The sequence below is a fragment of the Pseudomonas sp. KCJK9016 genome (genome assembly GCF_046231795.1).
Lineage (GTDB): Bacteria > Pseudomonadota > Gammaproteobacteria > Pseudomonadales > Pseudomonadaceae > Aquipseudomonas > Aquipseudomonas bananamidigenes.
In genome coordinates, this window is record NZ_JBJJMM010000001.1 from 253,037 (window position 1) to 266,757 (window position 13,721).

Genomic DNA, 13,721 nt, shown 5'->3' on the forward strand with positions numbered 1-13,721 from the left:
GATGCCGGCCTATACTTCGAACCGGACAACCTGCCTCTGATTCCGGACAGCATGAACAGTAAACACATCGATCTGCTGGATTTCAGCGAACTGCCGTCGGCCGTGTACTTTCGCTATGCCGACTTCAATGCCCATGAATATGCCGCGCCGCACCGTCACCCGTGGGGCACACTGGAGTACGCAGCCCACGGGGTGTTGCACATGGAGGTCGACGGCAGTCGCTTCATGTCGCCGCCGCAATACGCGGTGTGGGTGCCGCCGCAGGTCGAGCACAGTTTCTACAGTCATCAGCCGGTGAATTATCGGGCGGTCTGCCTGGCGCCGGCGGTGTGCGCGGATTTACCGGCGCAAGCGTGCACCCTGGCGATCAGCGATATCCTCAAGGCCATTCTCAAGGACTTCGCCGCCCGGGATGTGAAGATCCCTGCGCTCGAGGCCGACCAGAGACTGGCCCGGGTGCTGGTGGATCAACTGCGTCAGGCGCCGGTTCACCAATGCTATTTGCCGTATGCCAGCAGTCCCGGTTTGCGGATCATCCTCGAGACCCTGCAGGCCGGGCCCGGTAACAATGAACCGCTGGCGCACTGGGCGGCGCAGGTGCATGTCAGCGAACGCACCCTGGCCCGGCAATTCGTCCGGGAGCTGGGGATGAGTTTCGGCGAGTGGCGTCAGCGCCTGCGTTATCTCGCCGCCATCGAGGCATTGGAGAGTTCACGCAGCGTGCAGGAAATCGCCTTCGATCTCGGTTACAGCAGCGGCTCGGCGTTCATCGCCATGTTCGCCCGGCAGGCCGGGTGTACGCCGGAGCAATACCGGCGCAGTCATCTGGAAGGCAGGAAGGTGTAACAAGATTTGGCTACACTCAGCCGGAGGCCGTATCCATCGATGCGGCGACAAGGAGAAAACTCCATGAAGATGCTGCGTGTCCCTTTGTTGATGATCGGTCTGCTGCTGTGCTCGCAGGGTTTCGCCGCCACGGCGCAACAGAACAAGATGACCACTTGCAACGCCGACGCCACGGCCAAGAGCCTCAAAGGCGATGAGCGCAAAGCCTTCATGAGCACTTGCCTCAAGGCCGCGCCGGCCGCCAACGATGCCAAGACCCTGACCCCGCAGCAGGAAAAGATGAAAACCTGCAATGCCGACGCGAAAACCAAAGCCCTGACCGGTGATGCGCGCAAGGCGTTCATGAGTGATTGTCTGAAGAAAAAATAATCAGTTGGACTTGTGGTGAGCAGGTTGGCCTCATCGTCGGATCGCCGCCCGGGCCAAGCCCGCTCCCACAGGTATTCAAGCGGTTCACGACATGGGTGTTCGACACTTGACCTGTGGGAGCTGGCTTGCCAGCGATGAGGCCCTATAGGTCTGGCTGCATATCCCTAGTGCTCATCCCGGATCGCTGGCAGACTGCCAATCCTTTTACGCCGTTCGTTTTGAGGCTGTATGCCAACGTTTTCTGAGCGTCATGTTGTGTTCTGGGTCAGTTGCATCATCATTTTCGGCGGTTTGCTGCTGGTACTGCCGCTGCGTTTATTGCCCAGTCTGCTGGCGGGGCTGCTGGTATTCGAGCTGGTCAACATGCTCACCCCGCAACTGCAAAGGCTGATCGAAGGCCGTCGCGCGCGCTGGCTGGCGGTGGCGTTACTGGGCACGCTGGTGGTGAGTGTGCTGGCGCTGATCTTTGCCGGGGCCATCAGTTTCCTGATGCACGAAGCGGAAAACCCCGGGGCTTCCCTCGATAAATTCATGGGCGTGGTCGACCGAGCCCGCGGGCAGTTGCCGCCGTTTCTCGACAGCTACCTGCCGGCCAGTGCCGCCGAGTTCCGTGTCGCCATTGGCCAATGGGCGAGCAAACACCTGTCCGAGCTGCAACTGGTAGGCAAGGATGCGGCGCACATGTTCGTGACCTTGTTGATCGGCATGGTGCTCGGCGCGATCATTGCGCTGCAGCGCATACCGGACGTGACCAAGCGCAAGCCGCTGGCGGCTGCACTGTTCGACCGCCTGCACCTGCTGGTTCAGGCGTTTCGCAATATCGTCTTCGCGCAGATCAAGATTTCGCTGCTCAACACCTTCTTCACCGGGATTTTCCTGGCGGTCATCCTGCCGCTGTTGGGGATCAAGCTGCCGCTGACCAAGACCCTGATCGTGCTGACCTTCCTGCTCGGCCTGCTGCCGGTGATCGGCAACCTGATGTCGAATACGCTGATCACCATTGTCGGCCTGTCGCTGTCGATCTGGGTCGCGGTTGCCGCGCTGGGTTACCTGATCTTTATCCACAAGCTCGAATACTTCCTCAACGCGCGCATCGTTGGCGGGCAGATCAGTGCCAAGTCCTGGGAGTTGCTGCTGGCGATGCTGGTGTTCGAAGCCGCGTTCGGCCTGCCGGGGGTGGTGGCGGGGCCGATTTATTACGCGTATCTGAAGAGTGAGCTGAAGCTCGGAGGAATGGTTTAAGGGCAGCTGCGAATTTCGAGCTGCGAGCTGCGAGCTGCGAGCTGCAAGAAAAAGGCAAGAGCGGTGGTCGCTCTTGCCTTTTCTTTTACTTGTAGCTTGCAGCTCGAAGCTGGCGTCAAACGCCGTAACGTTTCATGGCCTCGATCGCCAGACCGCTGCCGATGCTGCCGAAGATATTGCCTTCCACATGCCGGGCATTCGGCAGCATCGCTGAAACGCTGTTGCGCAGCGCCGGAATGCCGCTGGAGCCGCCGGTGAAGAACACCGTATCGACCTGACCTACCGCCACATTGGCGTCCGCCAGCAATTGCGTGACGCTGCCGCGCACCCGTTCCAGTTGCGAGTCGATGGCTGACTCGAACAAGGCACGACTGAGTTCCACGTTCAACCCGGACTCGATGCGATCCAGTGCTACATGGCGACTGTCGTTGTGGGTCAGATGAATCTTGGTTTCTTCCACTTCCATCGCCAGCCAGTGCCCGGCGCGCTGTTCGATCAGCTTGAACAGACGGTCGATGCCGCCGGTGTCTTCGATGTCGTAGCGCATGCTGCCCAGAGCCAGGGTCGACTTCTGCGAATACACCGAGTTGATGGTGTGCCAGGTTGCCAGGTTCATGTGGTGGCTGGTGGGCATCAGCGCGCCGCTCTTCATGCGGCTGCCGTAGCCGAACAGCGGCATCAGGCCCTGCAGGCTCAGTTGCTTGTCGAAGTCGGTCCCGCCGATGTGCACGCCGCCGGTGGCGAGGATATCGTCGTGACGGTTGTCCATGCCCCGGCGCTCCGGCGACAGGCGCACCAGGGAGAAGTCCGAAGTACCACCGCCGATGTCGACGATCAGTACCAGTTCTTCCCTTTCGATGGTCGATTCATAGTCGAATGCCGCAGCAATCGGCTCGTACTGGAACGACACGTCCTTGAAACCGAGCTTGCGCGCCACTTCCACCAGGGTGTCTTCGGCTTCCTGGTCGGCCAGCGGATCGTCATCGACGAAGAACACCGGGCGACCCAGCACAACCTGCTCGAACTCACGACCGGCGGCGGCTTCGGCGCGACTCTTGAGTTGGCCGATGAACAGCCCGAGCAAGTCCTTGAATGGCATCGCGGTGCCGAGAACGCTGGTGTCGTGCTTGATCAGCTTGGAGCCGAGCAGGCTCTTGAGCGAGCGCATCAGCCGGCCTTCGTAGCCTTCCAGGTATTCGTGCAGCGCCAGGCGACCGTAGACCGGGCGGCGCTCCTCGATATTGAAGAACACCACCGAGGGCAGGGTGATCTTGTCGTCTTCCAGCGCGATCATCGTTTCCATGCCGGGGCGCAGCCAGCCGACGGTGGAGTTGGAGGTGCCGAAGTCGATGCCGCAGGCACGGGCTGGAGAGGCGTCTTTCATGTCTTTCGGTTCCGGTCAAAAAAACGGCCGCGCAGTGTATGCCAGTGCGCGGCAGATTCGAAGGCCGGTCATCCGCTATTTCACGACTATGCTTGCTTGAAAGTCGCCGCTTTGCCCCAAACTTGCTGGCATGGGCCGGCAGACACACCGGCGGTCACAAGAACCGCCGTCCACTGCCGATAAACTTCTGCTGCGCCACCCGGTCACAACCTTGAGATCGGTCAACCCGGCACGCGCGAACAGGCGCATGCTGGCATCGGCGCGAAATCGATAACGGATGGTGATTCCTTCGATGGACTTCAAAGACTATTACAAGATACTCGGCGTGGAGCCGACGGCTGACGACAAGGCGATCAAGGCGGCCTATCGCAAGCTGGCGCGCAAATATCACCCCGATGTCAGCAAGGAAAAAGACGCCGAGAGCAAGTTCAAGGATGTCTCGGAAGCCTATGAAGCGCTGAAAAGTGCCGACAAGCGCGCCGAATACGACGACCTGCGCCGCTACGGCCAACATGGTCAGCCGTTCCAGGGCCCTCCGGGCTGGCAGAGCCGTGGCGGTTTTGGCGGTGGTGGCGACACCGGCGATTTCTCGGACTTTTTCAGTTCGATCTTCGGCAATCGCGGCCCCGGTTTCGGCGGCGGTGGTGGCCGGCAATCCCGTAGCACCGGGCGTCGAGGACAAGACGTGGAACTGGAACTGCCGATTTTCCTGGAAGAGACCCTGTCGAACGAATCGAAAAAGATCAGCTTCCAGGTGCCGCAATACAACGCCAGCGGCCAGCACGTCAGCAACACCAGCAAGAGCCTGAACGTGAAAATTCCGGCGGGCGTGACGGACGGCGAGCGCATCCGCCTCAAGGGGCAGGGCGCACCGGGCATCGGTGGCGGTACCAATGGCGATCTGTACCTGACCATCCGTTTCGCGCCACACCCGAAATTCGATGTCGAAGGCGAGAACCTGATCATCACCCTGCCGCTGGCGCCGTGGGAACTGGCGCTGGGTACCGAAGTGGCGGTGCCGACCCTGACCGGCAAGATCAACCTCAAGGTACCGGCCGGCAGCCAGAACGGCCAGCGCATGCGTGCCAAGGGCCATGGTCTGCAGAACAAGGCGGGTGAACGCGGCTACCTGTTCGTCCAGCTGAAGGCTGTCATGCCGAAAGCGACAGGCGATGACGTCAAGGCGCTGTGGCAGGAACTGGCGAAGAAAGCCGCCTTCAATCCGCGAGAGAACTTCTGAATCCGACGACGGAGTAGCCCATCATGAGCAGCCCCCTGATCGTTCAACTGGACATGACAGAATTCTGTAAGGCGGCCGGCTTGTCGGACGCCTGGGTGATCGAAATTGTCGATCACGGCATCCTCGAACCTCAGGGCACGCAGCCCCGGGAATGGCGCTTCACCGACTATGAGCTGGCCCTGGCCAAACGCGCCGCGAGGTTGCGGCGCGATCTGGAGCTGGAGTGGGAAGGCGTCGCCCTGGCGCTGGATCTGCTGGACGAGGTGAAGGAGCTCCGGGCGGAGAACCGCATGCTGCGCCAGCGACTGGCGCGGCTGGTGGTCGAATAGCGTTCAGGCCTGTCTGGGCAGCGTCACGCTGAACAGCGTTCCTTCTGCTTCGCTTGAGCTGACTTCGATGGTCCCGCCGTGGGCGGTCACCACTTCCTTGACGATGAACAGCCCCAGCCCGAGGCTGGTCGATGCCTGACCGAGCTCTTCATCGGAGCTGCGCACCAAGGGATCGAAAATCGTGCCGATGGCCTCTTCGGAAATCGGCTCGCCATGGTTGTGCACCGTCAGGATCACGACATTGCCTTCACCTTTCAATGTCACGATCAGATCCTGCGGGTGAGTCCCGTGCTGCAAGGCGTTGCCGATCAGATTCTGCAGCAGTTGGGCCAGTCGTCCGGCATCCCAGACGCCACGGGTGTCGCCTTCGATGATCAGCGTCGGATCGCTTTGCGGGTTGCCGGCGCAGGCTTCGGCAATCGCTGCCCGCGCCGTATCGGCCAGATCCATCGGCGCCGGCTCTATCGGCAGGCTCTTGCCCAGGCGACTGCGCACCAGTTCCAGCAGATCACTGACCATCGCTGCCATGTGCCGCGAACCCTGCCTGATATTCTGTGCGCAGAGCAGCGCTTCGTCTTGCAAGGCGGTTTTACGCATCAGCATTTCGACGGACATGCTGACGGCCTGCAGCGGTGCGCGCAGGTCGTGGCCGAGGATGGCCAGGAATATGTCCCGCGAGCGATTGACCTGTTCGGCGTAAGCGGCGGTGGACTCGACCAGCGCTTCATCAATGGCTTCATTGAAGCGGATCATTTCCTGAAAACAGGCCATGTCCGGTTTTTCGAGGCTGTTGACCCACAGACGGATCACACAGGCGCGCAGGTGGCGAAATTCGGAGGTCATCTGGACCAGATCGAATCCCTCCGTATGGCGCAGTTCGCCATGGCTGGCGCCGGCCCGATCCAGGCTCGGAGTCTTGTCCGGCCCCTCTCCTCTGGCCTTGGCCCGTTGCTCGCTGGCGGTCTGCGTCGTGGTCATGTCCCGGGCAGCGGCCAGCAGGATGGCCCGTGCGTGATCGCGCAAGGCGTCGCGATCCAGATACTCGCTTGCCGGTGTGATCGTCCTGGCGAACTGCTCCCACTCTTCGACGATCCGGTCCGTGTATTGACGGATGAATTCGGGTAGACGCATGACCGGGATCCTGGACATTCAGCAAAGGGGTCTTTCGATGGTAGACCCTTTGCGCGATAACGGTAGCGCCGTCGGGAACCCTGATTCTCTGTAATAACCAGGTACCACCGTACAGGCTGATCGACATGGTGTGCTGACGCTTCAACAATGCTGGAGCAATGCCATGTCAGACAGAACCAACACCCCGCCCCGCCCGCCGGTGACCCGCAGTATTCACCGTGAACTTCTGGAAAAAAGCATTCCTGAGTGGCTGACCGATGCCACTTCGGAGCGCAGAAAGGCGCTCAAGAGCGCCGACCGGTCTGTACCGGACTGGTATCGTCAGGCCACGCCTCAACAGCGCAAGGCAATCGACGAAAGTCATGTCGCGAGCTTCAAGGCCCAGACCTCTCTGGACAAGGCCATGGCCTGGCTACAGGACATCGATACCTTCGCCGCGCCTTTACTGAGCAAAGCCCTGAAGGATCGGTTCAATGTCGAGCCGGACGTCAGCAAGACGTTTGTGTTGCTGAGAAAACCGCTGGAAATTGGCATCTTCGGAATTGATGTCAGCAGTTTCGAAGTCATGAATCTGCCTCTGTTACAGGCGGCACTGCATAACTTCGAGGCGTCGGAATGCGAAAGCGGAGCCTTCCATGAAACATCGCAATTTCAGGTAGAGGGGGCCACTCCCGGTTCGCGGCAAAGGCTCGACATTCCTCTTACGGTCGAGCAGTTCACCGGGTTGTGCCGTTCACTGGATATTGGTGCGAAGTATCAGGCGTACCTCAAGGAGCATCTTCACCCCAGGGACAGCGCGTCGGAAGCGGTGCTGCGGGAGACGTTCGGGGCCGCACAGAAGACCGCTCTGCGAGCGGCGGCCGAGCGGGCGCTGCTGCAAAAGGATATCGAGCCGAAGGATTACACCTCGATCATTGAACTGATTGCGGGAAACCCTCAGCCAGTCCAGGGCAAGAAACGGATCTGGCTCTGCGATCTGTGCTTGATGCACCGTCGTGTCACCGGGTGCGTCTGGTTTTCAATCAGCGAAAAGTACCGTTACACCGATGAATCCATCATTTACATTCCCGGTGATCCCGACCATCCACTCAAACGTTACAGCAACGATGAACTGGAAACTCTGTTCAGGAGGCGTTTCACCGCGCGTAATGATATGCCCGCGCAGGATCCGAGCCCCACGGCTTATCAGCGTTTCTTCAGCCGGTTCGTGAGCTACGCCGATCTTCCCCGTTACTTTTCCGAATTCACCAATGACGCACCGGGCAAGACGTTTACTAAAACGCTGGAACCCTATGGTCCGTTACTCAATGCCTTGCTCAAGGGGGGCAGCCCCTTCGTCGGGATTTTCGGGATCAAGGAGTTGCCGCCGCCATCAGCATTCAGCCAGGTGCCCAACGCGGCGCCCTGGCTGGGGATCACTGGTGATCCACAAAAGGGTCGGGGGTTGTGGGGAGAAAACATTGAACTGTGGGGCTATCTGTTCGACCGCCATAGGGAAAAACTGATCGATGATGCCCGCAGCCATGCGGTGCCCACGGCGGACGTTGATGCCAGAGTGCGTTCGGAGAAATTCGCGGCGCTGCTCAATATCGGCATGTTGGGGCTCACAGCAGTATCGATGTTCGTACCGGTAATGGGTGAGGTCATGATGGCGGTGATGATGTATCCGCTGCTGGCAGAGGCCTTTCTTGGCGCAATGGAATGGGCAGAGGGTGACCGCAAGGCTGCGAAACGACACCTGATTGATGTGGGAGAAAACCTGATATTGCTCGCGGTGACGGCCGGGGCCGGGAAAGGTCTGGCAAAAATGGTCGCGTCAAGGGCGGAACCGGTCATCGAAAGCCTGCATTCGATTCAACTGCCCGATGGCTCGACCCGTTTGTGGAAGGCCGGTCTTGGTGGTTATGAATCGTCCGTCTCTTTCAATCCCGAAGCAATGCCCAACGCCAGGGGCCAATACGAACTGAACGGTAAGTACTACATCAGGATCGAAGACCGGTTTTACGAGCAGTTCTACGATACAAAAGTGTCACGCTGGCGAATCCGTCATCCCACGGATCCGGAGACTTATCAGCCGGTGTTGAGTCACAACGGCGCTGGCGCCTGGCGCTATGTCCAGGAACGCCCGCTCACCTGGAATCGCCTGACCTTGATGCGACGTATGGGGCCGGTCGCTGAAGCTTATTCCGACGAACAGTTGCTTGGAATCGCCGACATCAGCGGCATGAGCGACAGTGCGTTGCGCAAGATGCACATGGACAACGCACTGCCTCCTCCCCAGCTCACCGAGGCTGTTCGGCTGTTCGATGCCGACCGTGACGTCGGCCAGGTGATCGAGCAACTGGCGAGCGGGCACGGCATCGACGGACGCTATCTGTATAGCCTGCCGCTGGTGACCGAAATGCCGCGATGGCCTGTCGACCGTCTGCTGGAGGTCTTTGAGCGCAACGATCTGTCCGGAGCGTCGGTCAAGTACGGTGCGGAGCGCCTGATACCGGGCGCGGTGTTAAAGCCGACAGTTCGCATCAGCCAGGCTGATGCCCTGAGCGGTGAATTGCCTGCGCGGATTCTGGCGCAACTCGATGAATCGGAAATCACTCGCTTTCTGGGTGGGGAACCGGCGCGGGTACGGGAGTTGCGGCTGATGGAGTTCAGAAAGCAACTGGCCGATTTTGCCCGGACCCGGCGGCCGGCGCTGTTTGAAAGTCTTTATACGGGCACATCGCCGGCGGACGCACGTGTCGTCAAATTGCAACGAGCGATTCCCGGTCTGAGCGAGCCGGCGGCACAACGAGTGCTGAGTCAGGCGGACGCTGAAGAGCTCGCCCGCCTGGATGCAACGCATCGTGTGCCGTTGAGCATGCTGGAGTCGGGCCATTGGTATGCGCGGGAGGGGCGGCTTACTCGCGCCTTTGCCGGTCTTTACAATGAAAACATGGCCCTGCCCGACAGTATTCGTCTGGCGCTGCATTCACTGGAAAAGTTGCCGGGCTGGCTCCCGGGTGTGCGCCTCGAGATACGCGAAGGCGGGATGAATGGACGGGTGATCGATGCCATCGGCAGCGAATCTGACGGGATTCGCAAGTACCTGGTCAAGCGGGGGCCTTACTATCAGGCGTTCAACGAGCGCGGGGAAACCCTCAATTCGATGTCCGTTTATGGAAGCAATTTTTACAGTTCGATAATGCATGCATTACCCGATGGAGCCCGTCTATCGCTGGGTATCCCCGAAGTCGGACGCGACGCCGATCTACAGCGTGCCATCATTGATTACGCCATAGGACATCGCAGCGAATCGCAGCAAGTGTTGCTCGATGCCGACAAGCCAAATGTCAAGTTTCGGCCGCCAGAAAGAATTTCATCAGAACGGGTCGGCTACCGCGCCAGCGGCTCGACCGGCGAACTCGTACCTTCGCTGGTGGCGCGGGTACGGGACGTTTATCCCGCGTTGACCGACGAGCAGGCTCGCAGCTTCATACTTGAACAATGGCGCGCGGGAATGAACGATCAGCAGATTCATCATTTGCTCAACAATCTGATGCGCGAGTGGCTGGCGCTGGAGGCGCTGCTTGATCACTGGCTTGCATCCGCTCCCGTTACCGGGTTGAGCTCGCAATATGGCGCGCGATTTGCTGTAGAAAGCCTGAAAGCCTGTTGGCGCAATGCGCCGCTGGTTGCCCAAGGAATCGAGTTTCGAAGCCTCAACATCATAGTCCAGCGACCCTTGCCAGAGCTGCCTGCAAGCTTTCTCCATGTGCGTAGCCTGCTGCTGATGGGGCCGGACACCGCTCGACTGTTGAAGCATTTTCCAAACGTCAAGACACTGCATCTATCGGTGCAGGAAGCTGAAATCGACGGAATGTTCGAAGGGTTGAAACAGTTGCGACAACTGACGGAACTGGATCTCACTGTCCCGTCGTCACAACGATTGTCTTCGAAACTGGGCGGACTGCCGAATCTGGAGAGCCTTAATTTGATAGTCACCGGCAGCGGTGATCGGACAGGTGTCTCCCAGGCGCTGGACGTCAGAGGCCTGCGAAATTTGCGCAGGCTGGAACTGGCGGATGACAGTCTGGGCAACTGGCCCCTGGGTGTACTCGATCTGCCGCAACTGCAACAGCTGAATCTGCAGCGCACACGCATAGCCAGCTTTCCCGCCGGACTCTATGAAGGACATGAGCCCTTATTGAGGGGAGTGACCATGGACTGGTCGCGGTTCACTTCGGAGAACTTCCGTCCGGTCTTCGAATTCTTCAGACAGCAGCCACAGCGCGCGGGCGATCTGGATGCCATGCTCAACGATTACTGTCGGGGGCAGATCAAACGTTTTGGCGGCAGGCTGTCCGGTTTTTATGAGGGGCTGCTCGACCCTTTTTTCGCGCAATGGCCGGGTGCTCAGGAGCGGTACGAGGCGATCGAAGCACTGAATGCGCAATACACCGAGCTTGAACGGCTGGACGACTGGATCGGTAATCCTTCGGATCTTTTCCATGGCGGATATGTGAAGTCGGCGGTGGCGGAAGCCATCAGGACCAATTGGCGTGCCGGATTGTTACAGCGTTATGGCGCCAGCTCGGGCAGCCGTTTCAATCTCTTCGTCGCCGGCCAGGCGCCGGTGCTGGAGCTCACCGGTGTGGCGGTGGACACCTTGCCAACCCTTCCGACAGAGGGTTTTGGCCATGTGACGAGGCTGCGACTGAACGGCTTTAGCGCACCCGCTGCGCAAGTCCGGAGCTTTGTGCGTTCATTCAGCAACGTGCAGAACCTCGAACTGAGCGAGTGCAACCTGACCGGACTGCCATTGCAGGGAGAGGATCTGACAGCGCTGGAGCACTTGAGCCTGCGTGACAATCCGATACCCGCGCTTGACGTGGGTGCGCTGACCCGTCTCAGATCGCTGGATCTGCGTTCGACCCATTTGATGCGATGGCCGGCGGGGACGGAGAAGCTGTCACAACTGACCTGGCTGGACCTGCGCAATACCTGGATCGATACGTTGTCCCAGGCCGATCTGGCCCGGGATGAGTTATTGATCAATACCAACCTGACCGGGGCGCCGTTGACCCGACTGGCAGAAGCCGATCTCGCGATGGCCAGGCAGCGCGTCGAGCGTATTCGGGGACTTGAGGGCGGTACGTTGGCCCGGTTTGCCCTCGAATCGGTACCGAACGAGTTCCCGCCGCGCGAAAGCGGTTCGCTGGTGATGAGTCGCATGTTGCCTCTACCTCCTGTGCCAGAAGCCGGGGCCGCCTCGTTCGTCACACGCCTGCAACGGATCTTTCCCGACTACAGTGAGGAGCAGGCCCGGCAAACGATCGGGCAGATGTATGCCCTCGCCATGGATGACACGCAGATCGGAAATCGACTGGATAGCTGGGACCGAGTGTTCGAGAGCCTGACCCGTCGGCTCAATGCCTGGTCCTTTATTCGAGAAAGTCTTGGGGAGGGCTGGCAGGTTTCATCGCAGACCCGCAGCCTTGCGTCGCAACGCATCATGGCGTGTTGGCGGGAAGGGTTATTGGGGCGCAGTGGCGGTCCAGGCGGTGTCCTGAGTCTCAACGGCTTGCAGCTGGGTGACCTGCCTCGAATGCCTGTGGAATTTGCCCATGTCCGCGAACTCGATCTGACCGGGGTGAGAATATCCGAGCAGGGTTCGAACGGTTTCCTTGAAGCCTTTCCCAATCTCTTGACCCTGCGTCTCAGTGGTCAGGCCCTTCAGGTCTTGCCCGAGACGATTTCCCGGATGACAGGGCTACAGAGGCTGGAGCTGTCAGGTGTCGGCCTTGCGGATTCGGTTTCGCTCTATTTCACGCTGGCGCCGCTGGAACATCTGCAGTGGCTGGATCTGAGCCACAACCTGTTGCAGGAGTTCAATGTCGAGCTGTTTGAAGAGCTGCAAGGCCTGGATCTGCGTAACAATCATTTGGTCGAATTCCCCGTCGGGGTACTGGAGGCAAGGTCTCTCCATGCACTGAACCTGAGCGGCAATGACATTTTCTCGATTCCGGAAAACGCACTGGATGGAGCCCATGAGGTGCTGATGCAGGGAACGGACCTGTCCGACAACCATAATTTGTCCCTCGAAGCACTCGAGGCTTTACGCAATTATGCGCAGGCTGGAAACCTTGACTCAGTGCTGGGTATCCCTCGAGACCAGGTGCAGTGGATGATCGACGGTTACGACAGCGGGACTGAAAGCGAGATGATTTCCGAAACACGGAGCGTGGAGTCGAGTGAGATCGAATCCGATGAAGAAAATGCCGATCTGCAAGAGCAGGAAGTCATCCACCAATTGGAGCCCTGGCTGGAAGGGGGACGGGCCGTGGATGGCGATAGTCAGCGAAGGATATGGCAACGACTCGCCGCCGAGCCGGGCAATGGCGACTTTTTCCATTTGCTCGAACGAATGAGGGAAACCCTGGAGTTCCGCCTGTACCGCGCCGATCTCACTCGTCGCACGTGGACCATCCTGGAGGCGGCCGATCGTTTTTCCGATCTGCGCCAGACGCTGTTCGCCATGGCCCGCACCCACACCACCTGTATCGATGGTCGAACATTGGCTTTCAGCGAGATCGAGGTCAAGGTATTCGAGTACAACACCCTGCTGCAGTCCGAGTCTGGACTCGCGCAAAGAGGTCATGCGCTGCTGAATCTGTCCCGGCAGTTGTTTCGTCTGGAGCAGGTCGAAAAGATCGCCGCAGAATCCATTCATGGGCGAGCCGATCCGGCGGAAGTCCGTTTGCAGTATCGCATCGGTCTGACAGGCGGCTGGCCTGACGGTCTGCCCCTGCCGGGGCAACCCAGATCCATGGCTTTCGACAAGCCCGTCAGTGGCAGGCGGCTGGACGAAGCGCGGGAGCGGATCCTGGCCGTGGAACGCAGCAGGTTCTATGAGGATCTGATCGGACGGCGCTACTGGGTGGACTATCTCAGGGAAAAATACTCGCAGGCATTCGACGTGCTGGAGCGCGAGGCCGCTGAGAGGCACGCGCAGGTCGAAGGTCGGTTCGAGGATCTGGGCAGCAGTGCCTATCACGAAGCCTTGAACAATCTGTCCATCGAAAAAGACACCGCACTGAATACGAAACTCATCGAGTTGTCTCGACTGGAGGCAGACGACGGCATGTCCCCGACCGTGGACCGCCATCGCCCCGGTAGCTCGAAAGACATGACCGGCTGA

At 59.6% G+C, this 13,721-nt stretch carries 8 protein-coding genes; 6 read left to right on the forward strand and 2 right to left on the reverse strand.

All coding sequences use genetic code 11. The features are described 5' to 3' along the window. Nucleotides 1-51: 51 nt before the first annotated feature. From ACK6BI_RS01080 to ACK6BI_RS01090, 3 genes are all read left to right on the forward strand, one after another. Entirely contained in the window at nucleotides 52-846 is a 795-nt protein-coding gene (locus ACK6BI_RS01080; protein WP_409315661.1) for an AraC family transcriptional regulator, read from the forward strand. Nucleotides 847-909: 63 nt separating this feature from the next. Beyond that, nucleotides 910-1,215 carry a PsiF family protein gene (locus ACK6BI_RS01085; RefSeq protein ID WP_065258819.1) on the forward strand — a complete coding sequence of 102 codons (306 nt, stop codon included), beginning with the start codon at nucleotides 910-912 and terminating at the stop codon, nucleotides 1,213-1,215. Between the two features lie 228 nt (nucleotides 1,216-1,443). After that, nucleotides 1,444-2,457, forward strand: a complete 1,014-nt coding sequence (locus ACK6BI_RS01090) for an AI-2E family transporter (protein ID WP_409315662.1) — start codon at nucleotides 1,444-1,446, stop codon at nucleotides 2,455-2,457. Nucleotides 2,458-2,572: 115 nt separating this feature from the next. On the opposite strand, the gene ACK6BI_RS01095 is transcribed toward ACK6BI_RS01090, so the two are convergent. Further along, nucleotides 2,573-3,841 (reverse strand): Hsp70 family protein, encoded by a 1,269-nt coding sequence (locus ACK6BI_RS01095; protein ID WP_409315663.1) that lies wholly within the window; start codon nucleotides 3,839-3,841, stop codon nucleotides 2,573-2,575. Between the two features lie 292 nt (nucleotides 3,842-4,133). On the opposite strand from ACK6BI_RS01095, the gene ACK6BI_RS01100 reads away from it, so the two are divergent. Both ACK6BI_RS01100 and ACK6BI_RS01105 read left to right on the forward strand, forming a co-directional pair. Beyond that, complete coding sequence (locus ACK6BI_RS01100) at nucleotides 4,134-5,081, forward strand: DnaJ C-terminal domain-containing protein (protein WP_409315664.1); 948 nt, start codon at nucleotides 4,134-4,136, stop codon at nucleotides 5,079-5,081. 23 nt (nucleotides 5,082-5,104) lie between these two features. Beyond that, nucleotides 5,105-5,410, forward strand: coding sequence for a chaperone modulator CbpM (locus tag ACK6BI_RS01105; RefSeq protein WP_409315665.1), 306 nt, complete (start codon nucleotides 5,105-5,107; stop codon nucleotides 5,408-5,410). A 3-nt stretch (nucleotides 5,411-5,413) separates the two neighbouring features. Here ACK6BI_RS01105 and ACK6BI_RS01110 read toward each other — a convergent pair whose 3' ends face one another. Further along, nucleotides 5,414-6,541 (reverse strand): sensor histidine kinase, encoded by a 1,128-nt coding sequence (locus ACK6BI_RS01110; protein WP_409315666.1) that lies wholly within the window; start codon nucleotides 6,539-6,541, stop codon nucleotides 5,414-5,416. Nucleotides 6,542-6,704: 163 nt separating this feature from the next. Between ACK6BI_RS01110 and ACK6BI_RS01115 the strand changes: the two genes are divergently transcribed. Next, nucleotides 6,705-13,721, forward strand: coding sequence for an NEL-type E3 ubiquitin ligase domain-containing protein (locus ACK6BI_RS01115; RefSeq protein WP_409315667.1), 7,017 nt, complete (start codon nucleotides 6,705-6,707; stop codon nucleotides 13,719-13,721).

Coding starts and splice junctions, on each gene's coding strand:
- ACK6BI_RS01080 (WP_409315661.1), top strand. CDS start 52: ATGAACAGTAAACACATCGATCTGCTGGATTTCAGCGAACTGCCGTCG.
- ACK6BI_RS01110 (WP_409315666.1), bottom strand. CDS start 6,541: ATGCGTCTACCCGAATTCATCCGTCAATACACGGACCGGATCGTCGAA.
- ACK6BI_RS01090 (WP_409315662.1), top strand. CDS start 1,444: ATGCCAACGTTTTCTGAGCGTCATGTTGTGTTCTGGGTCAGTTGCATC.
- ACK6BI_RS01105 (WP_409315665.1), top strand. CDS start 5,105: ATGAGCAGCCCCCTGATCGTTCAACTGGACATGACAGAATTCTGTAAG.
- ACK6BI_RS01085 (WP_065258819.1), top strand. CDS start 910: ATGAAGATGCTGCGTGTCCCTTTGTTGATGATCGGTCTGCTGCTGTGC.
- ACK6BI_RS01100 (WP_409315664.1), top strand. CDS start 4,134: ATGGACTTCAAAGACTATTACAAGATACTCGGCGTGGAGCCGACGGCT.
- ACK6BI_RS01115 (WP_409315667.1), top strand. CDS start 6,705: ATGTCAGACAGAACCAACACCCCGCCCCGCCCGCCGGTGACCCGCAGT.
- ACK6BI_RS01095 (WP_409315663.1), bottom strand. CDS start 3,841: ATGAAAGACGCCTCTCCAGCCCGTGCCTGCGGCATCGACTTCGGCACC.